Source organism: Methylobacterium trifolii (assembly GCF_022179685.1).
Taxonomy (GTDB): Bacteria; Pseudomonadota; Alphaproteobacteria; order Rhizobiales; family Beijerinckiaceae; genus Methylobacterium; species Methylobacterium trifolii.
Genome location: NZ_BPRB01000050.1, coordinates 1 through 24,222, shown reverse-complemented (window position 1 = coordinate 24,222; position 24,222 = coordinate 1). Strand labels below are relative to the sequence as shown.

The following is a 24,222-nucleotide window of genomic DNA, read 5'->3' as shown; positions in this document are numbered from 1 at the left end:
CCGCAAAGCGCAGCCCGTGACATCGGCTCCCGTCGCGCCGACCGTGACGGTCCTGCACGTCGAGGAACCGCCGGCACCGACCACCGATGTCGAGGGTCTGCGCCTCCAGGCGAACCTCTCCGCGGCGGCCTCGGAGGCCGGCACGTCGATCGGCTGGATCACGCACGACGCGGCGCAGGTCTCCGAGCAGGCCCGCCTGATCGCCGCGGCGAGCGAGGAGATGGCCGCGTCCACGAGCGAGATCGCGGCCCGGTCGCAGACTTCCGCCGAGACCGCGGAGCGGGCACGGGCCGGCATCGCCACCTGCGTCGACGACATGCGTCGCGCCGGGGAGCGGATGCAGGTGATCGAAGATCGCACGTCGGAGATCGGCGGCTGCCTCGACGGGTTCGCGGCCGCCGCCCGGCGGATCGAGGAGATGGCCACCGCCATCGCCTCGATCTCGGCCCAGACCAACCTGCTCGCCCTCAACGCCACGATCGAGGCGGCGCGCGCCGGCGAGGCGGGCCGGGGCTTTGCCGTGGTGGCCGGCGAAGTGAAGGCGCTCTCCGCTCAGACGGCCAAGGCCACGGAGGAGATCCGCTCGCGGCTCGGCCTCCTCCAGGGTGAGCTGTCGGCCATGCAGGGTGCGGTCGAACAGAGCCGCACGGCCGTCGCCGCGGGCTCGGAGGTGATCGCGCGGGCCAACGGCCGGGTCGAAGCCGAGAGCGCGGCCGTCGCTGAGGCCGCGGCGGAAATGCGGGCCATGGCCGAGATCATGGAGCAGCAGATCGCCGTCACCGGCGAGATCGCCTCCAGCGTCGGCCGGATCGCTGCGGGAACGGACAAGTCGCGCGGGGAGATCTCGGACGCGATCGGACGGCTCGATGCCCTCGAGGCGATGAGCCGGACGATCCTCGACCGGCAGCAGGGCGACGCCCTCGGCCTGGCCCTCGGCCGCCTTCCTGCCGATTGCGCCGCCTGGCGCCGCAGGCTCGCATCGGTCCTCGTCGGCCTGACGCCGCCGGGCGATGCGGCGCAGGCCGCGATCCTGCCGGCCCCGGTCCTGCCGGCCGCGGTCGCGAAGCCGTTGACAGAGGCCGGCCGCCTGGCGAACGCGTTCCTCGGCCATGTCCGCGGTGCGGAGTGGGACGCGGCGACGAAGGCGTTCACCGATTTCGAGGCTCGCATCGCCGACTCGGTCGCCGAAGCCCGGCGCGCGAACGCCGTCGGGCTCGCTGCCTGATCTCTCTCACGCGGCCTGATCTCCTGCGGCCGACCGGGTCTCCGATCGGCCGCAGGAAAATCGCCGACCCGCGGTGCACAATCCCGATCTCGGGCGTTCCCTGCACGATGGATGACGCCGACCCCCATGCCCGGAGGGTCGGAGCGTCCCTGTGTCGAGGAGACAACCATGGTTGATACGGATCGGATCGTCGGCAGCGCCAAGGACATCGGCGGGCGTGTTCAGTCCGCGGCCGGAGACTTCGTCGGCTCGAACCGCGACTCGGTCGAGGGCCGGTTCCGCGAGGCCCAAGGCAAGGCGCAGGATGCCTTCGGGCAGGCCAAGGACACCGTGCGCGACGTGGCTGGCAGCGCCGGCGAGCGGGCCCAGGACGCCCTCGGACAGGCCCAGGACGCCTACGGGCAGGCCAGGGAGAAGATCCGCGACGTGGCCGACAATGCCGGCGACTATGCGAGCGACGCCTACGACCGCAGCGGCGCCTACCTGCGCGACGGCCGGCAGGCGGTGAGTGCGCGTGTCGAGGAGAACCCGCTGGTCGCGCTCCTGATCGCGGGCGCGGTCGGCTACGGCCTCGCCCTGCTGCTGCACAGCCGCCGCTGACGCCACAGCATGCCCCGCCGACAGGTTCGGCGGGGCATCGCGTATTCGGCGTCCGCTACGGCAGACGCCGACCGGGCCGCCCTCATTGCGCGGTCCAGCCGCCGTCCATCGACAGGTTCGCCCCCGTGATCTGGCTCGCCGCGTCCGAACACAGGAAGACGGCCAGCGCCGCCACCTGATCGACCGTGACGAACTCCTTGGTGGGCTGGGCCTTCAGGAGCACGTCGTCGATGACCTGTTCCTTGGTCAGCCCTCTAGCTTTCATCGTGTCCGGGATCTGCGCCTCGACCAGCGGCGTCCAGACATAGCCCGGCGAGATGCAGTTCACCGTGACCTTGTGGGGCGCGAGTTCCAGCGCCGCGGACTTGCTCAGGCCGGCGATGCCGTGCTTGGCCGCGACGTAGGCCGACTTGTAGGGCGAGGCGACGAGCGAGTGGGCCGAGGCCGTGTTGATGATCCGGCCCCATTCGCGCCGCTTCATGCCGGGGATCGCGGCCTGCATCGCGTAGAAGGCCGAGGAGAGGTTGATCGCGATGATCTGCTCCCACTTCTCGGCCGGGAATTCCTCGATCGCCGAGACGAACTGGATGCCGGCGTTGTTGACCAGCACGTCGACCGAACCGAAGCGCTCCTCCGCGTCGCGCACCATGGCGGCGATCTGCTCGGGCCGGGTCATGTCCGCATCGGAATGATGGGCCCGGACGCCGAACTCGGACTCGATCCCGGCGCGAGCCTTCTCGATGTCCTCACGCTTGCCGAAGCCGTTGATCACCACGTCGGCGCCCTCGCGGGCGAACCCGCGGGCGATGGCCAGGCCGATGCCGCTGGTGGAGCCGGTGACGAGGGCGGTCTTGGATTTCAGGGTCATGCGGCCTCCGCTGGACGACGCTCGGGAGCCGCCCACGAGACGGCCCGGTAGGGGGATAGACCTGCCTCAACGACGGGGCGATGTCGACGCCGCCGCCTCACACGGCGCTCACGGCGTCACGTCGGCGGCTTCCGCCCCGTCCCCGGCCCCGAAGGCGCTGGCGAGGTAGGCCCGCACGAAGCCGGGCATGCGCCCGTCGTCGATCTGCGAGGCATCCCGCACCGCGACCATGCCGGCGAGTTCCGGCGCGGCCTCGTGCCGGCAATGCCGCTCGATCCGGTCGATGAGGGTCCGGGCCTCCTCGGGGAAGCGCACCGGCCGCAGGAAGGCGAGCTGGCCCTCGCCGCGCAGCAGCGCCCATTCCCCTTGCGCATCGTCGGGCAGGCGCAGGCCCGTCTCCTCCAGGAATTCCCGGCCGGCGCTGCCGGCGAGGTCGACGCCCGATCCGCGCACGTCGTCCCGGTCCGGGGTGCCGCAGGGGAAGTAGATCTGCCCCGCATTGGCGGTGTGGCGGCCCATCTCGCCGAGGAGCACCGCCCCGTCCGCCGTCCAGGGCACCACGGCGGCGAAGGCGTTGGCGACGCGCCCGTCCGGCGAGCCGCCGTCGCGGTAGGCGATGAAGCGGGAATAGGTGGTCTCGAAGAACTCGACGGTGCAGGCGGCATCCGCGATGGCGCAGGCGCAGGAGAGCAGCACCGGCCCGTCGAACAGGCCGGGCCGGCTCGCGAGGCGGCGCTGCCAGTTCTGCGCGACGCGTTCGGCGTTGTCGCGGGCCCAGGCCCAGTCGTAGGCGACGAGCCGGGCCTCGACGCGGTCCAGCCGCACGACCTCGAAGCCGTAGGGGCGCCCCTCAGACATGCAGCGTACCCTCGCAGACGATCACCGCACCGCCGCCGATCTCGACGGAGCGGAGCGCCCCCTGCTCGACCATCACCTGGAGGGCGATCTCGCTCGGCCGGCCCATGGCGACGCCTTGGGTGATCGCCACGTCGTGGGTGCCGTCGCCCAATGCCTCGAACTGCATCAGCACCCCGGCGAAGGCCGCCGCCGCCGAGCCCGTGGCCGGGTCCTCGGGCACCCCGAGATGGGGCGCGAACATCCGCGCCTGGTAGCGCCGCCCGAGCCCCTCGGGGTCCGGCGCGTAGAGGTAGAGCCCGTCCGATTCCGGCCCGGCACCGACCCGCGCCGCGTCGAGCCGCTCGGCGGAGGCCACGGGCACGAAGGTGAAGCTCGGCCCCGCCGCGTGCCGGCTCGGGCGATGGCGGCCAAAGCCGATATCCTCGGGCGCGAGCCCCAGCCCCGCCGCCAGCGTCTCCGGATCGGGCCCGTCGCCGAGGAAGTCGGGCAGCACGGGCAGCTTGAAGCGGGCCCGCCCCCTCCCCTCGCCGACCTCGACGACGCAGGGCACCGTGCCGAGTTGGGTCTCCAGCCCGAAGGCGACGGCATCGGTCCGCGCGGATCGGGCGTCCTGCAGCGCCAGCAGCACCGCGGTGCCGACCGTGGGGTGGCCGGCGAAGGGCAGTTCGCGGGCCGGCGTGAAGATGCGCAGGCGCGCCCGGTGCCGGGCCTCGGCGGGCGGCAGGACGAAGACCGTCTCCGACAGGTTGAACTCGCGGGCGACGGCCTGCATCGCGGCCGGATCGAGGCCGTCCGCGTCGAGGACCACGGCCAGCGGATTGCCGGCGAGCGCCCGGTCGGTGAACACGTCGAGGGTGACGAAGCGTCGGGCCATGCTGCGATCCGTTCGTATGGGGGCCGGCGGTGCCGCGGCTCAGGCGGGCAGGACCGGAAAGGTCTCGCTCGGGGCGACGAACTCGTCCTGCGCCGCCACCGTGAGGATCTCCCGCGAGCCGGCTTCCGCCGTGCGCCGCAGCAAGCCGTAGACGGAGGCGCCGGCCATGCCCAGGGCCAGGGCGGCCGAGCCGGTGCGGGCGTAGTGCACGAAGAACAGGGCGGCGACGCAATCGCCCGCCCCGTTCACCGAGAGGCTGAGCCGGGGGGTGCGCAGGGACCAGAACCGCCCGCCCTCCCCGGCCAGCAGGTCGATGGCGTCGGCCGGCGTCTCGCGGGTGACGAGGGAGGTGACGAGGACCACGCGGGGGCCGCGGGCCTGGAGGGCACTGATCGCAGCCTTGGCCTCATCGAGGGTGCCCGTGGGCAGGCCGGTGAGCAGGGTCAGCTCGAACTGGTTCGGGGTGAGGATGTCGGCGGCCGGCACCGCCCGCTCGCGCATGAATTCCGGAATGCCGGGGCGGACGTAGACCCCGCCGTCGGTGTCGCCGATCACGGGGTCGCAGCAATACAGGGCCTTCGGGTTGGCCGCCCGCACGGACTCCACCGCCCGCAGGATGGCGGTGCCGATGTCGGCCGAGCCCATGTAGCCCGACAGCACCCCGTCGCAGGCGCCCAGCACCCCGCGCTCGGCGATCCCCGTCACGAGATCCTCGATCATCGGCCCATCGAAGACCCGGCCGCGCCAGGCGCCGTAGCCGGTGTGGTTGGAGAACTGCACCGTGTGGATCGGCCAGACCTCGACGCCGAGCCGCTGCATCGGGAACACGGCGGACGCGTTGCCGACATGGCCGTAGGCGACGTGGGACTGGATCGACAGGACCTTCACCGGGCCGCTCCCTGGCTCGACCGAGGAGGCGTGTTAGCGGCTTTCGCCAGCGCCCGCATCCGCGCCCGCGGTTGCGGCGCCGCCGCCCTTGCGCCAGATGAGGCCCATGGACCTCGACGCCCTGCGCACGACGACCCTCGGCTTCGTCGAGGCCCACAAGGACTGGGCGCCCTTGATCGCGGGCGTGCTCGCCTTCTGCGAATCGATCGCCTTCCTGTCGCTGCTGGTGCCGGCCACCGTGATCCTGATCGGGATCGGCGCGATGATCGGCGCCACCGGCATCCCGTTCTGGCCGGTGGTGGCCGCCGCCGCTCTCGGCGCAGCCCTGGGCGACTGGCTCTCCTACGAGTTCGGCCGCCATTACGGGGACGGCGCGAAGGGGATGTGGCCGATGCGACGCTACCCCGAGATGGTCGAAAAGGGCGAGGTCTTCCTCAAGCGCTGGGGCGCGGCGGCGGTGGCGGTGGGGCGCTTCTTCGGGCCGGCACGCGCGGTGGTGCCCCTGATCGCGGGGATGTTCGGGGTCGCGCGCCTGCCCTTCCAGGTCGCCAACGTCCTCTCGGCGGTTGTCTGGGCCTTCATCCTGCTCGCCCCCGGCGCCGGGTTGCTGACCTGGTTCCAGGACTGATGCGCCGCTTCCCGCCCGAGCGCATCGTCTGCCTGACGGAGGAGACCGTCGAGACGCTCTACCTGCTGGGCGAGGAGGCGCGCATCGTCGGCGTCTCGGGCTACGCGGTCCGGCCCCCGCGGGTGCGCAAGGAGAAGCCGCGGGTCTCGGCCTTCACCAGCGCCGACATGGGCAAGATACTGGCCCTTGAGCCCGACCTCGTGCTCGCCTTCTCGGACCTTCAGGCGGAGATCGTGGCCGACTTGGCGCGGGCCGGCATCGCGGTGCACCTGTTCAACCAGCGGGACGTGTCCGGCTGCCTCGCGATGATCCGGACGCTGGGCGCCCTCGTCGGCGTGCCGGACAGGGCCGAGGCGCTGGCGGCCGGCTACGAGGCGCGGCTGGCGCGGGCCTCGGAAGAATCCGCGGGGCGGCCGCGCCCGAAGGTGTATTTCGAGGAATGGGACGCGCCGATGATCTCCGGCATCGGCTGGGTCGCCGACCTGATCCGCTTGGCCGGCGGGCAGGACGCGTTCCCGGACCTGAGCCGGGCGCAGGCCGCCAGGGACCGGATCGTCAGCTCCGAGCAGGTGATCGCGGCGGCCCCCGACGTGATCCTCGCCTCCTGGTGCGGCAAGCGCGTCAACGTCGCCCGCATCCGCGAGCGGCCGGGCTGGGAGGCCGTGCCCGCCGTGCGCGACGGGCGCATCCACGAGATCAAGTCGCCGCTGATCCTCCAGCCGGGGCCGGCGGCGCTGACGGACGGTTTCGACGCGATCCGGGCGGCGCTGGGCTGATCGCGCCCTCGCGCCCTCGCGCCGCAGGTGACAACGGGGGTCCCGGCTTGGCAGGATGCCCCGATTCGGGACAGCCATCGAACGCCGGACCATGTCAGCAGCCCTCGCCCACGCCTTCCCGGCCGACCCGGCCCTGCCGCCGGACCGGCGCCAGTCGCCCACGGCTCTGCGCCTGCAGCGGGGGGTGCGGCGGCTGTTCGCGGAGATGGGCTGCGTGACGCTGCCGGAGTTCTCCCTGGTCAACGGGCGCCGGGCCGACGTGATCGCCCTCTGCGGGGCGGGGCGGCTCACCATCGTCGAGATCAAGTCGAGCGTGGCCGACTTTCGCGCCGACCGGAAATGGCCGGATTACCGCGACTTCTGCGACCGCTTCCTGTTCGCCATTCCCGAGACGGTGCCGGAATCCCTGATCCCGGCGGAATGCGGCCTCATCGTCGCCGACGCCTTCGGAGCCCTGGTGGTGCGCGAGGCCCCGGAGCACGCCCTGAGCCCGGCGCGGCGCAAGGCGGTGACGCTGCGCTTCGCCCACAGCGCGGCGCGCCTCCTGCACGCCCTGGCCGATCCGGGCGCGATCCGCGAGGGAACGCTCTGAGAGTCTGTTCGACCGATCGACTCCCAACAATCCCCTCATCCCGAGGTGCGGCGGCAGCCGCCTCGAAGGAGCCCTCCAGCTATCGCAGAGATTTCTGGAGGCCTCCTTCGAGGCTTCCACTGCGTGGAAGCACCTCAGGATGAGGGCTTTGTTGAGATAGACGTTCGGTCCACCGATCGCACAGGCCGACTCTTCGTTTCGAACCTCGAAAATGCGCCTCAGCCTCGGCGCTCGGCGTTCCAGACCCCGCCGCAGGCAGTGGCGCCGGCCGTCTGCCAGGTCCCGTTGCCGAACTGGCCGTCCAGGGCGCCGACGACGTCCGCCCGGTCCGCGCCGCGGGCGATGCTGCCCTTGACCCGGCCGTTGCCGGTGACCTGGCCCGAAACGGTGAAGTCGGTGCCGCCGTCGTAGCGGGCCTGCCCGTTCTCGATGCGGATGCCGTAGCGGTAGGCGCGGTCGCAGGAGCCGCGCTCGGTGATGACCTCGATGCTCCACTTGCCGTCGAAGGCGTGCGCCTTCTCGGCCTTGGCGGCGGGGCCGGCCGAGACGGCGGTTGCGGAGAGAGCGGCGAGGAGGCCGAGGACGAGGGGGCGGGTCATGGGGATGGACCTTTCGGTAAAGGGGGGGTGGGTCACGACCTGCCGGCGATGCGCCCGGCCGGGCGCACGTCGAAGGTCTCGCCGTCGCGGGCGCGACGGCGGGCATGGGCGTAGAGGGCGCGCATCGCCGTCTGGTCGAAGGGGGCGGAGGACGGCGCCCTGTATCCGGCATCGATGGTGGCGACGCGCAGCACGATGCGGCGCTCGCGCGCGAAGCCCGCATGCACCTTCAGCGCGGCCCGCGTCCCCGCCTTCACGGCGGACGAGAGGGCGTTGCCGATGACCGAGGTCAGATTGCGCTGCGTCGGCAGGAATTCGGGTTCGAGACGGCTGTTGACGACGACGTGCACTTCCCGCGCGGGGAAGGGCTCGGCGACGTCGGCGACAACGGCCTCGGGCGCCACGTAGAACGGCGCGGTGATGCCGCCGTCCGCGTGCATCTCCTGAAGGGGCTGCCCCTGGGAGACCGTGTCGATCACGACCGGCGGGAACAGGCCGGGGATGCTCCCCGAGGCCAGCAGCACGTCGCGGAAGAGCTTGAGCGCGGCGGCGTCGCCCTTGGCGGCGATGGCGCCCAGGTTCCAGGCGACCGGCCGGCCCGAATCGAGGTTGGTGGTCAGCACGAACAGGCGCCGGCCCTTCGCGTGTTCGAGGGCGACCGCCGCCAGCAGGTCGGGCGTGACGTGGCGGGCGATCAGCCGGGTCAGCGGCCAGGTGTCCAGCAGGCTGGTCTCGGTGGCGCCGATCTCGAACACGTCGGAGGCGCCGATGGCGGTGTAGGCGTCCCGCAGGGCGCCGTCCCAGCGCGGGCCGAGGAAGGCGAAGGGGGCGATCAGCGCGCCGGTGCTCACCCCGGTGACGACCGCGTAGGTCGGCCGCGTGCCGGCCTCGCTCCAGCCGTTCAGCAGGCCCGCGCCGAAGGCCCCGTTCTCGCCGCCGGTCGACAGGGCGAGCCAGGGCGCCTCGGACAGGATCGGCGCAGTGCCGAGGGCCGCGAGATAGGCGTCGACCCGGTCTGCGGAAAAGCGCGCCTCGGGGATGCCCGCGACGACGGCCCGGTCCTGGTCCTCGGCGGTGCCGGTGAGGCGCGGCGCGGGAGCGCGGGGCGCGACGGCCTTCGCCAGGGCGGCGGTGGGGAACGCGCTCGTCGCGGCGATTGCCGGGGCGGACAGCGCCGCGAGGAGGAAGCGTCTCTTGGATGTCTGCACGGTCGCTCTCCCGAGGATCGAGACCAGAGCCTGGAGGTCTTTGTCCAACCGGACCGACCACCCCTCTGCGGTATGGTGAAGGTTTCGCAGCGTCCTGTTGCGTGGTGATTTCGTGTAATCGTACGGGCCGGATACACGGGAGCGCCCCCCTCGAAACATTGCAGCCATGCGGAATCCGGCGGCCGCATGAAGCATTCGCGCGAATGGACACTCTCAGTGCGTCCGGCGGCCCGGATCGCATCACGCCTCGACCGGCAGGAGCGGGCGGGCGCGTTACCGAATGGTCATCCCCCCGCGACGGGGCGGTAATCCCGGATCGGGCACGAGGGTGGACCCGTATCGCGCCCTGGGAGGATCGCCATGCTCGCGCCCGCCGAGACCCGTTCCCCGCCGCCCCCGCCCGCGCTATGCACCGAAGCCATGCGGCTTCTCATCATCGAGGACGACCGGGAGGCGGTGGCCTACCTCGTCAAGGCGTTCCGGGAGGCCGGCCACGTCGCCGACCAGGCGCTGGACGGGCTCACAGGCTACGCCCTGGCGCAGGAGGGCGCCTACGACGTGCTGATCGTCGACCGGATGCTCCCGAAGCTCGACGGCCTGTCCCTGATCCGCTCCCTGCGCGAGCAGCAGGTGGACACGCCCGTGCTGATCCTCTCCGCGCTCGGACAGGTGGACGACCGGGTGAAGGGCCTGCGGGCGGGCGGCGACGACTACCTGCCCAAGCCCTACGCCTTCTCCGAACTGCTCGCGCGCACGGAGGTCCTGGCCCGCCGCCGCGGGGCGGGCGCGGCCAGCGCGGAGGCGACGAGTTACCGCGTGGGCGACCTCGAACTCGACCGGCTCTCGCACCGGGTCTCCCGCGCAGGCCAGGAGGTGCCGCTGCAGCCCCGCGAGTTCCGCCTGCTGGAATACCTGATGCGCCATGCCGGCCAGGTCGTCACCCGCACGATGCTGCTGGAGCATGTCTGGGACTATCATTTCGACCCGCAGACCAACGTCATCGACGTGCACGTCTCGCGCCTGCGGGCGAAGCTCGACAAGGGCTTTCCGACCCCGATGATCCACACGGTGCGCGGCGCGGGCTACATGCTGCGGGCCGAGGAGACGCGCGCGCCGTGACCCTCCCATGGCGATGACGGAGGCCTCGGGGAGCGCAGCCCGTGAAAGCCTGCCGGCGCGGGTCCAGAAGCTGTTCCGCACCACGGCGTTCAAGCTGTCGCTGGCCTATCTCGCGATCTTCGCGGCCTGCGCCTTCTTCGCGCTCGGCTACGTCGCCTGGAGCGCCAGCCGGGTGCTCGACGACCAGATCGTCTCCACGATCGACGCCGAGATCAACGGCCTGTCCGAGCAGTACAACGCCGGTGGCCTGCGGCGGCTGATCGGCGTGGTCGAACGGCGCTCGCGCGAGCCCGGCGCCTCCCTCTACCTCGTCACCACCGCGGCCGGCGAACACGTGGTCGGCAACGTCGGAACGGTGCCGGGGATCGTGCTGGCGACGCCGGGCCTGGCCGAGACCGCCTACGGCCGCAGCGACGCGGAGGGCACCGGGCACCGGGCGATCGTGCGGATCTTCACCCTGCCCGGCGGGTTCCGACTGCTGGTCGGGCGGGACGTGGAGGAGCGCGACCGCCTGCGGGGGGTGATCGGCCGGACCTTCGGCTCGTCGCTCGCCATGGTGGTGGTGCTCGGCGTGATCGGCGGCTGGTTCGTGGCGAGCCGGGTGCTCAAGCGCGTCGACGCGATGACGCGCACCACCCGCGCCATCATGGCGGGCGACCTCGGCGACCGGCTGAGCGTGGCCGGCAACGGCGACGAACTCGACCGGCTGGCCCTGAACCTCAACCTGATGCTGGAGCGCATCGGCGAGCTGATGACCGGCCTGCGCGAGGTTTCCGACAACATCGCCCACGACCTCAAGACCCCCCTGACGCGCCTGCGCAACCGGGCCGACGAGGCCCTGCGCGGCAGCGATTCCCCACAGGCTCTGCGCACGGCCTTGGAAGGGGTGATCGAGGAGAGCGACGGCCTGATCCGGGTGTTCGACGCCCTCCTGATGATCGCGCGGCTGGAGGCGGGCAACGCCCGCGAGATCATGGCGCCGATCGATATCGGCCCGGCGATCCGCGGCATCGGCGACCTGTACGAGGCCCTGGCCGAGGAGCGGGGCCTTGCGCTCGCCATCGACGCGCCGGACGGGCTGGTGCTCGACGGCAACCGCGAGCTGATCGGGCAGGCGGTGGCCAACCTCATCGACAACGCCATCAAGTACGGTGCGGCCGGCACCGGTTCGGACCCGCGCATCACCGTGGAGGCGAGGGCCGAGGGCAACGAGATCCGGCTTTCCGTCTCCGACCACGGCGCCGGCATCCCGGAAGCCGAGCGCGCGCGGGTGCTGGAGCGTTTCGTGCGCCTGGAGGATGCCCGCTCGCGCCCCGGCTTCGGCCTGGGGCTGAGCCTCGTCAACGCCGTCGTCCGCCTGCACCAGGGCCGCCTCGCCCTGGAGGACAACCGACCCGGCCTGCGGGTCGTGATCGGGCTGCCCGCAGGCGCTCAGACGGTGGAGAAGCGGTAGGTCGTGGCCGACTCGAAGTGCTCGTCCGGCCGCAGCACCGCGGAGGGGAAGTTCGGCTGGTTCGGCGCGTCGGGAAACCCCTGCGTCTCGAAGCAGACGCCGTCGCCGGAGCGGTAGGTCCGCCCGCTCGAGCCGACCAGGGTGCCGTCGAGGGTGTTGCCGGTGTAGAGTTGCACGGCCGGGAGCGTCGTGGCGACGTCCAGGCGCCGCCCGCTCGTGGGATCGACGCATGAGGCCGCCGGGCGCAGGTGCCCCGCCTGCCCGCGGAGCACGAAGGTGTGGTCGTAGCCCTTGGCCCGCACGATCTGCGGATCGCCGTCGCGGATGCGGGCGCCGAGCGGCGTAGCGTTACGGAAATCGAAGGGCGTGCCGGCCACGGGGCGGATTTCGCCGGTGGGGATCTGCGTCGCGTCGGTGGGCAGGTAGGCGTCGGCTGCCAGTTCCACCACGTGGCCCATCACGTCGCCGGAGCCTTCGCCACCGAGGTTGAAGTAGCTGTGGTTGGTCAGGTTCAGCACGGTGGGGCGGTCGGTCCGGGCGCCGTACGCGATCCGCAGGGTCCCGTCCTCGGGCAGGCTGTAGACCACGCGCACGTCGAGGTTGCCGGGAAAGCCCTCCTCCCCGTCGAGGGAGCGCCGGGTCAGGGCGAGGCTCGTGGCATCGGCCCGCTCCACCCGCCAGAGCCGCTTGGAGAATCCCGTCACCCCGCCGTGCAGGGTGTTGGGCGGATCGTTGACCGGCAAGCGGTAGTCGTGTCCGTCGATGCGGAAGAGGCCCTTGGCGATGCGGTTGGCGTAGCGCCCGGCCAGTGCCCCGAGATGCGGGCTCACGGTCTCGTAGCCCCTCACGCCGTCGAGGCAGAGGGCGACGTTGGCGATCGCACCCGCCCGGTCCGGCGTCTCGATCGCCGTGACGACGGCGCCGTAATCGATCACCTGGACGCGCAAGGGTCTGCGCACGAGGGTGAAGCGCGTCACGGCCCGGCCGTCCGCCGTCCGCCCGAAGCTCTCGCCCGCCATCCGTATTGCTCCACGCTCTCCGCAGGGAGCTAGCGCGTCAGGGAGCGTCGGACAGTTGCATCCGGTGGAGGCGGGCGTAGGCGCCGCCGGCCGCGATCAGGTCGTCGTGCCGGCCGGTCTCGATCACGCGGCCGGCCTCCATCACCACGATCAGGTCGGCCTCCCGCACGGTGGAGAGGCGGTGGGCGATGACCAGCGTCGTGCGCCCGCGCATCAGCCGGGTCAGGGCGCCCTGGACGAGGCGTTCGGATTCGGAATCGAGGGCCGAGGTCGCCTCGTCGAGGAGCAGGATCGGCGCGTCCTTGAGGAAGGCGCGGGCCAGCGACACCCGCTGGCGCTCGCCGCCGGAGAGCCGTCCGCCGCCGGGGCCGACCCGGAAGTCGTAGCCCTCGGGCAGCTTCGCGATGAAGCCGTGGGCGGCGGCCGCCTCGGCCGCGGCCTCGATCTCGGCCTGGGTCGAGCCCGGCCGGCCGAAGCCGATATTGGCCGCCACCGTGTCGTCGAACAGCGTGACCTCCTGCGAGACCACGGCCACCGCAGCCCGCAACGACGGGATGGTGAGGGCGCGCACGTCCTGCCCGTCGATGGTCACGCGGCCCCCGCCCACGTCGTAGAGGCGCGGCACCAGGTTGAGCAGCGAGGACTTGCCCGAGCCCGAGCGGCCGACGAGCGCCGTGGTCGAGCCCGCCGGCACCGTCAGGTCGATGCCCTCCAACGCGGGCGCGTCCTCGCGGTAGCGGAAGCGCACGGCCTCGTAGCGGATCTCCCCCGGCCCGGCGCTGAGCGGCACGGCGTCGGGCGCCTGGCGGATACGGGGGGCCTCGTCCATCAGGTCGAAGTAGCGCCGCAATGCGGCGGCCGCCTCCTGCAGGATCGCATTGAGGGTGCCGAGCGCGCGGGCGGGCTGGGCCGCGAGCAGCAGGGCGGCGACGTAGCCCGTGAAGTCGCCGACCGTGCGCTCGCCCGACATCACCCGCTGCCCGACCAGCATCAGGACGGCTGCGACCGCCAGTCCCCCGCCCACCTCCAGCAGCGGGTCGAGGCGCCCGCGGGCGTTGGCCGCCTTCATCTTCAGACGCCGGACCTCGTTCAGGGCGTCGCGGGCCCGGCCCTTGAGGTAGCCTTCCATGGCGTAGGTCTTGGCGACGCGCACGCCCTGGAGGCTCTCGGAGATCAGGCTCGCCATCGCCCCCATCTGCTCCTGCGTCGTGGTGGAGACGCGGCGCAGCTTCTTGCCGATCCGGCCGATGGGCCCCGCTACGAACGGCACGGTGACGGCGGCCACCAGGGTCAGCACCGGGTCCATCCAGATCAGGGCGGCCACGAGGCCGACCAGCATGGCCACGTCGCGCAGGAGCACGGTGGAGATCCGGGTCAGCGCCTCCTTGATGAAGGCGAAGTCGGTGGTGAATCGCTGGGTGAAGGCGGCCGGGCTCTCGCGGCCGAGCTGCGCCAGGTCGGCGTCGATCAGGTGGGCGTAGAGGGCGGCCTGCATGTCGGCCTCGACGCGGGTGACGACGCGGTTGGTCAGCACCGTCTGCCCGAACAGGCTGAAGCCCCGCACCGAGGTGACGAGGATCACCACCAGCGGCCCGTAGGCCAGCGCCGCCGAATCCTTGTGGTCGAAGGCGTCGAAGGCGGCCTTGATGAGCGCCGGGTAGAGTCCCGTGGACGCACCGACCAGGGCGATCAGGAGAAGCACAACCGCCAGCGTACCGCGGTGGGGCGAGAGCCACTCGCGCCAGACGCGCATCAGCAGCGGGATCGTGTCGCCCTTGAGGCGCGCCATGGGGTGTCCGCGTGTCCGGACGACGGGCCCGGCCCCCGTCGCCTCCGGGCGGCGGTCCGGCGGGTTTGCCGCCGCCAGCGCCGCGGATCAAGCGCGCTCACGGATCGGCCGGGTTTCGGTTCCCGATCCGATCGCGAACGGTCGCGCCTCGCGGTCCCGGACCGGTTCGTCGCACGATCCGTTCCATCGGCGCCGATCGGAAGCCAAGACGCGCCGCACCCCGGATCGAGACCAGGCGATCATGCCTGAGCCGACACGCGGCGGTCACTTCGTACGAACGTGTACGAAGCGGGACCAGGCCCTGGGCCGTGAGGTGGAGCGCTTGTATGGTCGGCGGACCACCGATTTTTACCGTCAGGCATCGGTGGCTGAGAGTGCCCTTTGCTCCCGCCTCAGCGCGAGGGCTCATGCATGCCGACCGGACCCGAACCTCGGTGGAATGCGGCTCTCCGGCGTCTCAGGCAGGTCCTGCTGGGCGACTTCGAGGCGGCCGATGCCATCGAACGATCCCGTGCGCGCGTTCGGGACGCACGCGATGCCCTCGAACGCTCGGCACCCCGATCCCGGTCCGTCGTCCAGGTCGCATCGCGGCCGATCATCGGCAGCGGTGACGAGGGACGCCGCTACTTCGTTCTCGTCCTGGACGCGAGCGGCATGGTGAGCACCCATACGATCCTGGCCTGCGATGACGAAGACGCCACGGCGCGGGCTCAGGCCCAAGCCGACAGGTGCGCGTTCGACGTATGGGACGGCTGGCGCTTCATCGGGCGTTTCGACCCATCGTCGCTTTGATGGGTCGGCGACAGTGCATCCTGCAAGCCCGGCCAAGCCTTCCGGCTCCGGACATCCCATCGCTCAGTTGATGCGTGTGCCGGGCTTGCTCTGGCGAGCGAGCCCGCGTCCGACGAGAAGCAGGGCCTCGCGAACGGCCGGGAGCGCGCGCTTGTCATCGCCTTCGGCGACGAGAGCGTGCGCGATCAACAAGTGGTCCGCGACCATGTCGAGGCTGGAGACGGGCATCGTCGAGAGATGCGGCGGCGGGGGCGTGAAGCTGCCGACGGTTCCATAGGCAACGAGCACGTCCGTGGCACTCGTCGCCATTTCGGTCATCGAGCCGAGATAGCCGAGAAACGTCCTGCCGGGCGGCCCGAAAGACGGGACGCCGCCCGCTCCGATCCAACGCGTCGCACCGTCGGCGCACTGGACCCGAAATCGGATGCTGAACGCAGCTTCATCGATCACAGCCTCCGAGAAGATGCTGCGGACGACCTGCCTGTCGTCCGCGTGGACCCTTTCCAGCCACCCGTTGCCAAAATATTCCTTGGGAGTCTGACCGGTATAATTTGTCCATTCCGGACAAAGATATTCGAACACGCCAGCAGAATTGGCCGCGAATATCATTTTTCGACTCGCAGAATGCGAAGCGAAACCAATAGCACGAATGTATTTTTTGATTCAAAAATATGAAATCTTTTCCGCGCCGCCCGATTCGGTCTGAAACGGCACGCATTTTCGGTGCATAGGCAGGCGGCTCGGGCGTCGAAGTGGACCGCGGCCGGAATTAGGATACCGCCCGGCGGATCGTCGACCCATTCAGGACGAAGGCGTCAGGCGCCGTCCGAAACGGATGGCGACCGGCTCCTCTCCGCCGTCTCGTCGGCAAGCCTGCGCAGCCGTCATGGCGGCATCGGGCTCCGGATCGTCCGAACGGCCCGTTCGAGGACGTGCCGCCCGGCCGCAGACGGACGATGATGCGTCCGACGCCGCGCGGCCCCGGATCAGCGCTCGTCGCGCGGCCCGTGGCGATGGTGCCCGTGGGCACGCATCGGCCGGGCGAGGATCAGGGCGCGGCGTTTCTGGTCGGGGTCGAGGGTGGCGTAGAGGGGAGCCGAGGCGTCGGCGAGCTTGCGCAGGGCCTCGCCGCGGGCGGTGGCCGCATCCGCCATGGCCCGCAGGGTGCCCGGCGCGTCGTCCACCATGCGCCCGCGGTCCCGCCGGGCCTCGCGCTGGTCGCGCCGCAGCCGCGACAGGTCGCGGATCGCGGTCTCGACCGGCGGCCACAGCTTCTCCTGGTCGGGGTTGAGGCCCAGGCCCGCATGCAGCGCGGCGATGCGCGCCTCGGCGAAGGCCACCCGGTCCTCGGGCGAGAGGTTGCTCCAGCGGCCGGGGCCACCGTGGCCGCCGCCCTCGTGCCAGTCCTTGGCCGCTGCCGCGCCGGCGAGGCCGAGGGCGGCGACGCCCGCGAGCAATAGACCTTTGGTGACGGATCGGGGCATGGGGGTCTCCATGGTTCGCGCCGAGGGGGGCGGCGACGGCCAGAACTGCCGAGGTTGCATATGGACGAGGTCGAATGGCGCCGCCCTGTCCGCCGCATGACATCCCATCCATGTCTCCGGCTTGTGTCTGTAACAATGTTACATTATCGAGACCGCGGATCGGGTTTGCGGGAGGTCGATGGTGGGGCGCCGGTACGTGTCGGAATCGTTCGGGCTCGCGGCGCGGCTCGTCCTGGCCTTCTGCGTGTCGGTCGGCCTCTGCGCCGCGGCCCGCGCCGAGGGCCCTTTGCGCGCGGTGGCGACCTTCTCGATCCTGGGAGACCTCGTGCGGCAGGTAGGCGGCCCGGACGTGCGCGTCACCGACCTCGTCGGGCCGGACGCCGACGCCCACGGCTACAGCCCGGCCCCGAGCGATTCCCGCACCCTCGCGCAGGCCGACCTCGTCTTCGTCAACGGCCTCGGCTTCGAGGGCTGGATCGACCGGCTGATAAAGGCCTCGGGCTCGAAGGCCCCGGTGGTGGTCGCCTCGACGGGCGTGGCGACGATCCCCGGCAATCCCGAGCACGACCACGATCACGACCGGTCCGGGGCGGACGGCGCCGGGCACGCGGCCGATCCCCATGCCTGGCAGAACGTCGCGAACGCGAAGGTCTACGTGGCCAACATCCGCGACGGGCTCGCCAAGGCCGACCCGGCCCATGCGGAGGCCTATGCCCGCAACGCCACCGCGTACATCGCCGAACTCGACCGCCTGGAGGCGGAGGTGCGCGCGACCATCGAGACGATTCCGCCCGAGCACCGGCGGATCATCACCACCCACGACGCCTTCGGCTATTTCAGCAGCGCCTACGGTCTGCGTTTCCTGGCGCCGCAGGGCGTCTCCACCGACAGCGAGGCGAGCCCCCGCGACGTGGCCCGGATCATCCGCCAGATTCGCCGGGACAAGGTGCCGGCGGTGTTCCTGGAGACGGTCAGCGACCCGCGCCTGATGCAGCAGATCGCCCGCGAGAGCGGCGCGCGCATCGGCGGCAAGGTATTCTCGGACGCCCTCTCCGGCCCGTCCGGCCCGGCACCGAGCTACGTCGCGATGATGCGCTCGAACCTGCGCGCGTTCGCCGCCGCGCTCGGACCGAGTCGGCCGACGCCCGGCGGCCCGGTCACTCGGTGAGCAAGGTCCGGGTCGCCGCGAGCTTGGACAGGGCGGTGCCGCGATAGGCCATGCGGCCGATATGGCCGACCGGCTCGTCGACGCAGGCCCAGATCTCGCCGCCGCAATCGCGGACCCAGCGGTCGCAGAAACCGTAATCCTCGCCGAGATAGGACCCGTCGATGTCCCGCTCCTGGGCGAAGCATTGCAGGACGCCTCCGGGGGGCGCGCCGAAGCGGGCATAGGATTTCGGGGTGTGGCCGAGCCACATGCCGGGCAGCGTCGTCCGCATCGTCTCCAGCACCGAACGCCGGATCAGCATGATCCCCGTGCCGACCCGCGTCGTGCGCATGAGGCCGCCCCGGACCTTGTAGGCTCTCTCGGGCCGCTCGAAATCCGCGATCGGCTCGTGCATCAGGTAGTTCTCGCCGACGAAGCTCAGCGAGCGCTCGAGGGCGTCCTGCGGGCTCCCCGTCAGCTTGGCGTTCGCGTGGAACTCGCGGGCGTCGAGGACCTTGGCCGGACAGATGACGCCGACGACGGGCTTGGCGGCCGCGATCATCTTCTCGATGAGTGCGGGCCGGAACTCCATGTCGGAATCGATGAACAGGAGGGCGTCGAACGTCGGGTCGTGCAGCACGACGCTCGCCAGCGTGTTGCGCTGCAGGAAGATCAGGGAGCCCATCGGCGTCGCGAGCCCGAAGACGATGCCCCGTCCGCGCAGCGCTTCGATCAGGCGCATGATCGAGCGCATGAACTCGATCTGCACGGTCCCGTCGTGCAATGGCGTTCCGATCAGGATTTTCACGCGCGGCTCCCGGGATCGGACCGGCTGGACAGGTCCGGCCGCGAGCGGCCATGCCACATCTTCGCTTGATAGTTAAGAGATTCGGCCCTTGCGCGGCAAACTCAATACTCGCAGTCCCGCTATTCAGAGCAGGCCGAGCTGCTTGTCCGCCGCAGGGCCATGGCTGCCCTTGGGTGCCTGGTCGGTCTTGACCTCAGCGCCCGAGACCAGCGCCTTGAAGACCGCGGCATCCGCGTAGGCCTGGACCTGGCTGGTGAAGCGGACGGGCGAGCACAGCACCGAGCGGGCGCGGGCATCGAACAGCGTCCAGAACCAGCGGCCCGCCGCGTCTTCGGTGATGTCGAACCGCATGTGCAACCCCTCGGTCGCCGGGCGTCCCGTCCTTGTACAGGAAACCAAGCGCGAGGGGTAAACGCGACAGGCGGATCAAGGGCTTAGCCCGGATTCCGGGGGAACGGTGCAGGCTTGTCCCCGCAATCACCGCTCTTCACATACCGCAATGCAGCAAGGCACGCGCATTCGCCGACGCGATGCCGGGCGGCGGCGTCATCCGCGTCGAGCGCGGCTCAGGAAGGAAGACCGGGATCAGACGGCGGCCAGTTTGGCTCGCTGGCGATACCGCGACTCGAACGGCAGGCCCCGATCCGCGAACTCGTCGGACCTCAGGAACACCAGGACGATCTCGTCGATCGGTTTCCCGACGTGATGCTGGAGATGGTAGCTCAACTCTTCCGGCCCCGGGTCTCGTGCCAGGAGCAGGCGAAAACAGGCCATGATGTCGAGAGAGGTCGCAAGATTGTCTGCGGCCATGACCTTCCCCGTTTCCTCCAGGCCGGTCTTGCCCTACGTCAGGGTGCAGCCGACGGACCGTTGTCCTTTTATAGACAGTCATCCTTTAACAGTCTGTTAACGATAACGAGAGGGACGGCGCCTGACTGTGCTGAAAATCCGGCCTCGATGCGTCCGCGCCACAGACCTTCCGCCGGCCTCCCGCTGCGCCGGACAAGGCAGAGCGCCAAGCCTGCCCGCGGGCATGACACAGCGTAAACCAAGGGTTAAGACGCCGGTTCTAGCTTGACCGTCACTGCGGAGGCCGTCCGGCCCGTCGTGGGCCGCCCGGGCCGAGGAGATCGCGTGCGTTGGGGGGCTGATCGCTGGCGCATCTATCGGCTCGTGGGGCGCGAGGTCGCGCGCACGATGCGCGCCGCCACGGCCCGGCTGACGGCACGGCCGGACATCCTGGCCCGCGTGCGCGTGACCGGCCTGGTGATCGCCCCCCACGACCTGCGCACCTCGGATTCCACCTTCGCCGACGACATCTATGCGGGCCTGTTCGTCTTCGCCGGCCGATCGCTGGCCGCCAGCGGCGGCTCGCCGTTCGACTACGCGCCCCCCTCGCCGGAATGGGCCGACGTGCTCTACGGCTTCGGCTGGTTGCGCCACCTGCGCGCCGCCGACACGGCGCTGGCCCGCGCCAACGCCCGCGCGTTCGTGGCCGACTTCATGGCGGGCCGTGGCGACGCGCACCTCGCCCGGCACACGCCGGTGGCCGCCCGCCGGCTGATCTCGTTCCTGTGCCAGTCGCCCCTGGTGCTGGAGGGGGCCGACCACGGCTTCTACCAGAGCTTTCTCAAGGCGTTGGCCCGTGGCGCGCAACAGCTGGAGCGCGACCTGCGCCGGGGCGTGCCACCGCAATGGCGGCTCAACGCGGCCGTAGCGCTCTGCTACGCGGGCCTGTGCTGCGAGGGCATCCAGCCGATCCTGCGCCGGGCCACCCGCGTGCTCTCGCGGGAACTCGACCGGCAGATCATGACGGATGGCGGCCACCGCTCCCGCGACCCGCGCTTCGCCATGGAACTGCTCCTCGACCTCCTGCCCCTGCGCCAGAGCTACCTCAGCCGCAGCGTCGAGCCGCCCGAGGCGCTGCTGCGCGCCATCGACCGGATGCTGCCGCTGCTGCGGCTCCTGCGCCATCCCGACACCTCCCTCAGCCACTTCAACGGCATGGGCGCGACGGCGGCCGACCACCTCGCCACGCTCCTGGTCTACGACGGCGCCCGCGCCCGGCCGATGATGCACGCGCCCAATTCCGGCTACGAGCGCCTGGAGGGCGGGCGGGTCGTCGTGGTGGCCGACGTGGGCGCGAGCCCGCCCCTGCCCTACTCCATCAATGCGGGGGCCGGCTGCCTCTCCTTCGAGATGTCGAGCGGCCCGCAGCGCATCGTGATCAATTGCGGCCTGCCCGCCAGCGGCCCGGAACTGCGGCGGCTGGCCCGTTCCACCGCCGCCCATTCCACGGCCTGCGTGGCCGACGCCTCCTCCTGCCGCTTCCTGGGCGGCGGCGGCTGGTGGGGCGAGCGCCTCGCGGCGGACTGGCTTGTCCGGCGCCTCGGCCCCGTGGTCCTGCGCGGCCCGGCCGCGGTGGAGGCCGAGCGCCTGGAGGAGGAGGCCAGCCTGGTGCTCGCCGCCCGGCACGACGGCTACGCCCGCGAGTTCGGCCTCATTCACGAACGCCGCTGGCAGCTTGCCGGCACGGGCGCACGCCTCGACGGCCAGGACGCCTTCCTGCGCGCGCCCCAGACGAAGGCGCGCCTGCGCGGGCGCGACGTGGCGATCCGCTTCCACCTGCATCCGGCCATCGCCGTGCGCGGCGTGCCCGAGGGCCTGGAACTCGCCTCGGCGCTGGGCGAGGTCTGGCAGTTCCGTGCGGAGGGGGCGGACATCGCCATCGAGGAGAGCGTCTACTTCGCCGGGCTGACCGGCGCGCGGCGCACGGACCAGATCGTGCTGCACCTGCGGGTGGCCGACGATGCCCAGGTGCGCTGGTCGTTCGAGCGGCTGAGTTCGGCGCCCTCACGTAGGGACGCCGCCGCGGACGCTCCTGCGACCTGAGTTGCGGCTTCGACAACGGTCGGACGCCGCTTTTGCGGTGTCAGGGCGCGAAGAGCGCCCCGCGAAGCGGGTTTTTCGGGACGAACGTCCCGGAAAACGCAAAAGCGGAGCGGAAGCCTGAGCCCGCGGATGCGAGCGCCGGCGATTGAAGCCAGGCAAAAAACCAGGGTGATCGCTCGCGAGCGATCACCCTGGCCCGGCTGGCCCCATCCATGCTACCGCGCGGGCGTCCCGTCCGTCAGAACCACAAGTCCGTCGATGTCGCATGATCAGGTGCGGATCTCCCGCGCGCTCCTCTCCGTGTCCGACAAGACCGGCCTCGTCGACTTCGCCCGCGCGCTGGCGGAACGGGGCATCGCCCTGGTCTCGACGGGCGGCACCCACCGCACCTTGCGCGAGGCGGGGCTGCCGGTCGCGGAGGTCGCCGACCTGACCGGCTTTCCGGAGATGATGGACGGCCGGGTCAAGACCCTGCATCCGGGGGTGCACGGGGGCCTGCTCGCCATCCGCGACAACCCCGAGCACCAGGCGGCGCTGGCCGCCCACGGCATCCAGACGATCGACCTGCTCGTGGTCAACCTCTACCCGTTCGAGGCAACGATCGGTGCGGACAGGCCCGAGGCCGATTGCATCGAGAACATCGATGTCGGCGGCCCGGCGATGATCCGCGGGGCGGCCAAGAACCACGCGGACGTCGCCGTGGTGACGGACGTGTCCGACTACGCCGCGATCCTGGCCGAACTCGCCGCGAACCAGGGCACGATCGGGACCGCCACGCGCAAGGCCCTGGCGCAGAAGGCCTTCGCCCGCACCGCCGCCTACGACGCGGCCATCGCCAACTGGCTGACCGGGCGCTTGGACGAGGCCGGGCCGGCCCCGTTCCGCGCCTTCGGCGGCAGCCTGGCGCAGGGCCTGCGCTACGGCGAGAACCCGCACCAGCGGGCCGCCTTCTACCGCACGCCGGGGCCGGCGCGGCCGGGGGTGGCCACCGCGCGCCAGCTCCAGGGCAAGGAACTCTCCTACAACAACTTCAACGACACCGACGCCGCCTACGAGTGCGTCGCCGAGTTCGATCCGGCCCGCACGGGCGCCGTCGCCATCGTCAAGCACGCCAACCCCTGCGGCGTGGCCGAGGCCGCGACCCTGACCGAGGCCTACGAGCGGGCGCTGGCCTGCGACCCCACCTCGGCCTTCGGCGGGATCGTCGCCCTCAACCGCCCCCTCGACGCCGAGGCGGCGCGCCGGATCGTGGAGATTTTCACCGAAGTCATCATCGCGCCTGACGCCTCGGAGGAGGCGAGAGCCATCGTGGCGGGAAAGAAGAACCTGCGCCTGCTGCTGACCGGCGGCCTGCCCGATCCGCGCGCGCCGGGCGAGACGGTGCGGACCCTGGCCGGCGGCCTGCTGGTCCAGGGCCGGGATGCGGCCACCGTCGACGACATGACCCTGACGGTGGTGACGAAGCGGACGCCGAGCGAGGCGGAATACGCCGACCTGCGCTTCGCGTACCGGGTCGCCAAGCACGTCAAGTCGAACGCCATCGTCTACGCCAAGGCCGGGGCCACGGTCGGCATCGGTGCCGGGCAGATGTCGCGGGTCGATTCCTCGCGCATCGCCGCCTGGAAGGCCGCGGAGGGCGCGGCGCGGCTCGGTGTCTCCGAGAGCCTCGCCAAGGGCGCGGTGGTGGCCTCGGACGCGTTCTTCCCCTTCGCGGACGGGCTGCTGGCCGCCGCCGAGGCCGGCGCCACCGCGGTGATCCAGCCCGGCGGCTCGATGCGCGACGACGCCGTGATCGCGGCCGCCGACGCGGCGGGGCTGGCCATGGTCTTCACCGGCATCCGCCACTTCCGGCATTGAGAGTTCGCTCGCCGTCTCGGCCCCGATCGATCCCCCCGTCCTGACAGGCTGTGAGTCGAACGGCTGCGCGGAGAGTTCAGGTGAGGTCGTGTGGTCGGTTCGTCATGGGCAGGGGTGTCTGGCGGCGCGGTAGGCCGGCCCGTGGTCTCGACGGCCCTCGCCCGTGCGGTGGTCGGCCGGCTCTGGCGAGGGCTTCCGTGCGCAGCCTGCGTTCCCTCGGGATGTCCATGGCGCGGGCGAAGCCGGTCATCCAGGCCGCGAGCTTGCGCAGGCGGGCATGGACGAGTTCGCAGCGCCGGCGGCGCCGACTGATCTCCATGGCCGGGACGCTCGGCTTCGACCGCCTGTCGCAGGCATGCCGGGCCTTGCAGGACGCCTGCGCCGCGGGGCGCCGCGCCGCCTCGCGCCCCGCGCGGGAGGCCGGCGATGCGGTCAGGCGGTGGCGGCCTGCGGTCTGAACGCCATGCGCGGCGCGTCGAGAGGCCTGCGGCCGGGCATCGGTCTGGAGAAGGGCCGGCGGGGTGAAGGATCGGCCGCGGGCCTCTCATCCTCCTAGCCGCTGGATAAGTCTCCGTTCCGGAACGCGTTTCCCCTCCCCCTTGTGGCTACGGCCTACACAGGTTTTACAATTCAGTCCGGGGGCCGGTCATAGCGCGCGTTCCTCTCCCCTCTGCGGGCTACCGGATTCACACATTTGCGTAGGGGAACTGGAGAGGTCCGTCCGAAACGCTGGGCGGCCCCCTCTC

25 protein-coding genes are annotated in these 24,222 nt (G+C 71.4%); 12 read left to right on the top strand and 13 right to left on the bottom strand.

Annotation, left to right across the window (positions count from 1 at the left end; genetic code table 11):
• The first annotated feature begins 16 nt into the window (after positions 1-16).
• Together COGEMETH_RS04335 and COGEMETH_RS04330 are read left to right on the top strand one after the other, a co-directional pair.
• A complete protein-coding gene (locus tag COGEMETH_RS04335) occupies positions 17-1,225 on the top strand; it encodes a methyl-accepting chemotaxis protein (protein ID WP_238181380.1) in 1,209 nt (402 codons plus the stop codon).
• Positions 1,226-1,393: 168 nt separating this feature from the next.
• Entirely contained in the window at positions 1,394-1,825 is a 432-nt protein-coding gene (locus tag COGEMETH_RS04330; RefSeq protein WP_238181379.1) for a CsbD family protein, read from the top strand.
• Positions 1,826-1,907: 82 nt separating this feature from the next.
• Here COGEMETH_RS04330 and COGEMETH_RS04325 read toward each other — a convergent pair whose 3' ends face one another.
• The 4 genes from COGEMETH_RS04325 to pdxY all read right to left on the bottom strand — a co-directional run bounded on the left by COGEMETH_RS04325 (position 1,908) and on the right by pdxY (position 5,313).
• A complete protein-coding gene (locus tag COGEMETH_RS04325) occupies positions 1,908-2,693 on the bottom strand; it encodes a 3-hydroxybutyrate dehydrogenase (protein WP_238181378.1) in 786 nt (261 codons plus the stop codon).
• Positions 2,694-2,801: 108 nt separating this feature from the next.
• Positions 2,802-3,551, bottom strand: coding sequence for an NUDIX hydrolase (locus tag COGEMETH_RS04320; RefSeq protein ID WP_238181377.1), 750 nt, complete (start codon positions 3,549-3,551; stop codon positions 2,802-2,804).
• A complete protein-coding gene (locus COGEMETH_RS04315; protein ID WP_238181376.1) occupies positions 3,544-4,425 on the bottom strand; it encodes a PhzF family phenazine biosynthesis protein in 882 nt (293 codons plus the stop codon). Before COGEMETH_RS04315 ends, COGEMETH_RS04320 begins: the two co-directional genes overlap by 8 nt.
• A 39-nt stretch (positions 4,426-4,464) precedes the next feature.
• Positions 4,465-5,313, bottom strand: coding sequence for a pyridoxal kinase PdxY (pdxY, locus tag COGEMETH_RS04310; protein WP_238181375.1), 849 nt, complete (start codon positions 5,311-5,313; stop codon positions 4,465-4,467).
• Positions 5,314-5,419: 106 nt separating this feature from the next.
• Between pdxY and COGEMETH_RS04305 the strand changes: the two genes are divergently transcribed.
• The 3 genes from COGEMETH_RS04305 (at position 5,420) to COGEMETH_RS04295 (ending at position 7,309) form a co-directional block, all read left to right on the top strand.
• Complete coding sequence (locus COGEMETH_RS04305) at positions 5,420-5,941, top strand: DedA family protein (protein ID WP_238181374.1); 522 nt, start codon at positions 5,420-5,422, stop codon at positions 5,939-5,941.
• Positions 5,941-6,717 carry a cobalamin-binding protein gene (locus COGEMETH_RS04300; RefSeq protein WP_238181373.1) on the top strand — a complete coding sequence of 259 codons (777 nt, stop codon included), beginning with the start codon at positions 5,941-5,943 and terminating at the stop codon, positions 6,715-6,717. The genes COGEMETH_RS04305 and COGEMETH_RS04300 overlap by 1 nt, the downstream gene beginning before the upstream one ends.
• Before the next feature lie 91 nt (positions 6,718-6,808).
• Positions 6,809-7,309, top strand: a complete 501-nt coding sequence (locus COGEMETH_RS04295; RefSeq protein WP_238181372.1) for an MmcB family DNA repair protein — start codon at positions 6,809-6,811, stop codon at positions 7,307-7,309.
• Between the two features lie 218 nt (positions 7,310-7,527).
• On the opposite strand, the gene COGEMETH_RS04290 is transcribed toward COGEMETH_RS04295, so the two are convergent.
• The gene (locus COGEMETH_RS04290) at positions 7,528-7,908 is read right to left on the bottom strand and encodes a hypothetical protein (protein ID WP_238181371.1); all 381 of its coding nucleotides are present in this window, start codon (positions 7,906-7,908) and stop codon (positions 7,528-7,530) included.
• A gap of 32 nt (positions 7,909-7,940) precedes the next feature.
• A complete protein-coding gene (locus tag COGEMETH_RS04285) occupies positions 7,941-9,116 on the bottom strand; it encodes a patatin-like phospholipase family protein (protein ID WP_238181370.1) in 1,176 nt (391 codons plus the stop codon).
• 420 nt (positions 9,117-9,536) lie between these two features.
• Here COGEMETH_RS04285 and COGEMETH_RS04280 point away from each other — a divergent pair, with 420 nt between their 5' ends.
• Complete coding sequence (locus tag COGEMETH_RS04280; RefSeq protein ID WP_238181399.1) at positions 9,537-10,235, top strand: response regulator transcription factor; 699 nt, start codon at positions 9,537-9,539, stop codon at positions 10,233-10,235.
• Between the two features lie 13 nt (positions 10,236-10,248).
• On the top strand, positions 10,249-11,688 hold the full coding sequence (locus COGEMETH_RS04275) for a HAMP domain-containing sensor histidine kinase (RefSeq protein WP_238181398.1): 1,440 nt from the start codon (positions 10,249-10,251) through the stop codon (positions 11,686-11,688).
• Here the strand turns inward: COGEMETH_RS04275 and COGEMETH_RS04270 are convergent.
• A complete protein-coding gene (locus COGEMETH_RS04270) occupies positions 11,667-12,707 on the bottom strand; it encodes an aldose epimerase family protein (protein WP_238181369.1) in 1,041 nt (346 codons plus the stop codon). The two genes, COGEMETH_RS04275 and COGEMETH_RS04270, sit on opposite strands and share 22 nt — an antisense overlap.
• Before the next feature lie 37 nt (positions 12,708-12,744).
• Positions 12,745-14,496, bottom strand: coding sequence for an ABC transporter ATP-binding protein (locus COGEMETH_RS04265; RefSeq protein ID WP_238181368.1), 1,752 nt, complete (start codon positions 14,494-14,496; stop codon positions 12,745-12,747).
• Between the two features lie 411 nt (positions 14,497-14,907).
• Between COGEMETH_RS04265 and COGEMETH_RS04260 the strand changes: the two genes are divergently transcribed.
• Positions 14,908-15,288 (top strand): hypothetical protein, encoded by a 381-nt coding sequence (locus COGEMETH_RS04260; protein WP_238181367.1) that lies wholly within the window; start codon positions 14,908-14,910, stop codon positions 15,286-15,288.
• 63 nt (positions 15,289-15,351) lie between these two features.
• Here COGEMETH_RS04260 and COGEMETH_RS04255 read toward each other — a convergent pair whose 3' ends face one another.
• Both COGEMETH_RS04255 and COGEMETH_RS04250 read right to left on the bottom strand, forming a co-directional pair.
• Positions 15,352-15,897, bottom strand: coding sequence for a PAS domain-containing protein (locus COGEMETH_RS04255; RefSeq protein WP_238181366.1), 546 nt, complete (start codon positions 15,895-15,897; stop codon positions 15,352-15,354).
• Between the two features lie 377 nt (positions 15,898-16,274).
• Positions 16,275-16,772 carry a Spy/CpxP family protein refolding chaperone gene (locus tag COGEMETH_RS04250; RefSeq protein WP_238181365.1) on the bottom strand — a complete coding sequence of 166 codons (498 nt, stop codon included), beginning with the start codon at positions 16,770-16,772 and terminating at the stop codon, positions 16,275-16,277.
• A 178-nt stretch (positions 16,773-16,950) separates the two neighbouring features.
• On the opposite strand from COGEMETH_RS04250, the gene COGEMETH_RS04245 reads away from it, so the two are divergent.
• Positions 16,951-17,940 (top strand): metal ABC transporter substrate-binding protein, encoded by a 990-nt coding sequence (locus COGEMETH_RS04245; protein ID WP_238181364.1) that lies wholly within the window; start codon positions 16,951-16,953, stop codon positions 17,938-17,940.
• On the opposite strand, the gene COGEMETH_RS04240 is transcribed toward COGEMETH_RS04245, so the two are convergent.
• The 3 genes from COGEMETH_RS04240 to COGEMETH_RS04230 all read right to left on the bottom strand — a co-directional run bounded on the left by COGEMETH_RS04240 (position 17,930) and on the right by COGEMETH_RS04230 (position 19,537).
• Entirely contained in the window at positions 17,930-18,727 is a 798-nt protein-coding gene (locus tag COGEMETH_RS04240; RefSeq protein ID WP_238181363.1) for a hypothetical protein, read from the bottom strand. The two genes, COGEMETH_RS04245 and COGEMETH_RS04240, sit on opposite strands and share 11 nt — an antisense overlap.
• A gap of 123 nt (positions 18,728-18,850) precedes the next feature.
• Positions 18,851-19,078 (bottom strand): hypothetical protein, encoded by a 228-nt coding sequence (locus COGEMETH_RS04235; protein WP_238181362.1) that lies wholly within the window; start codon positions 19,076-19,078, stop codon positions 18,851-18,853.
• A gap of 234 nt (positions 19,079-19,312) precedes the next feature.
• Positions 19,313-19,537, bottom strand: a complete 225-nt coding sequence (locus COGEMETH_RS04230; protein ID WP_238181361.1) for a hypothetical protein — start codon at positions 19,535-19,537, stop codon at positions 19,313-19,315.
• A gap of 324 nt (positions 19,538-19,861) precedes the next feature.
• Here COGEMETH_RS04230 and COGEMETH_RS04225 point away from each other — a divergent pair, with 324 nt between their 5' ends.
• From COGEMETH_RS04225 to COGEMETH_RS04215, 3 genes are all read left to right on the top strand, one after another.
• Positions 19,862-21,619 carry a heparinase II/III family protein gene (locus COGEMETH_RS04225; protein WP_238181360.1) on the top strand — a complete coding sequence of 586 codons (1,758 nt, stop codon included), beginning with the start codon at positions 19,862-19,864 and terminating at the stop codon, positions 21,617-21,619.
• A gap of 258 nt (positions 21,620-21,877) precedes the next feature.
• Complete coding sequence (gene purH / locus COGEMETH_RS04220; protein WP_238181359.1) at positions 21,878-23,476, top strand: bifunctional phosphoribosylaminoimidazolecarboxamide formyltransferase/IMP cyclohydrolase; 1,599 nt, start codon at positions 21,878-21,880, stop codon at positions 23,474-23,476.
• Positions 23,477-23,673: 197 nt separating this feature from the next.
• On the top strand, positions 23,674-23,934 hold the full coding sequence (locus COGEMETH_RS04215; protein WP_238181358.1) for an Hpt domain-containing protein: 261 nt from the start codon (positions 23,674-23,676) through the stop codon (positions 23,932-23,934).
• Positions 23,935-24,222 lie beyond the last annotated feature (288 nt).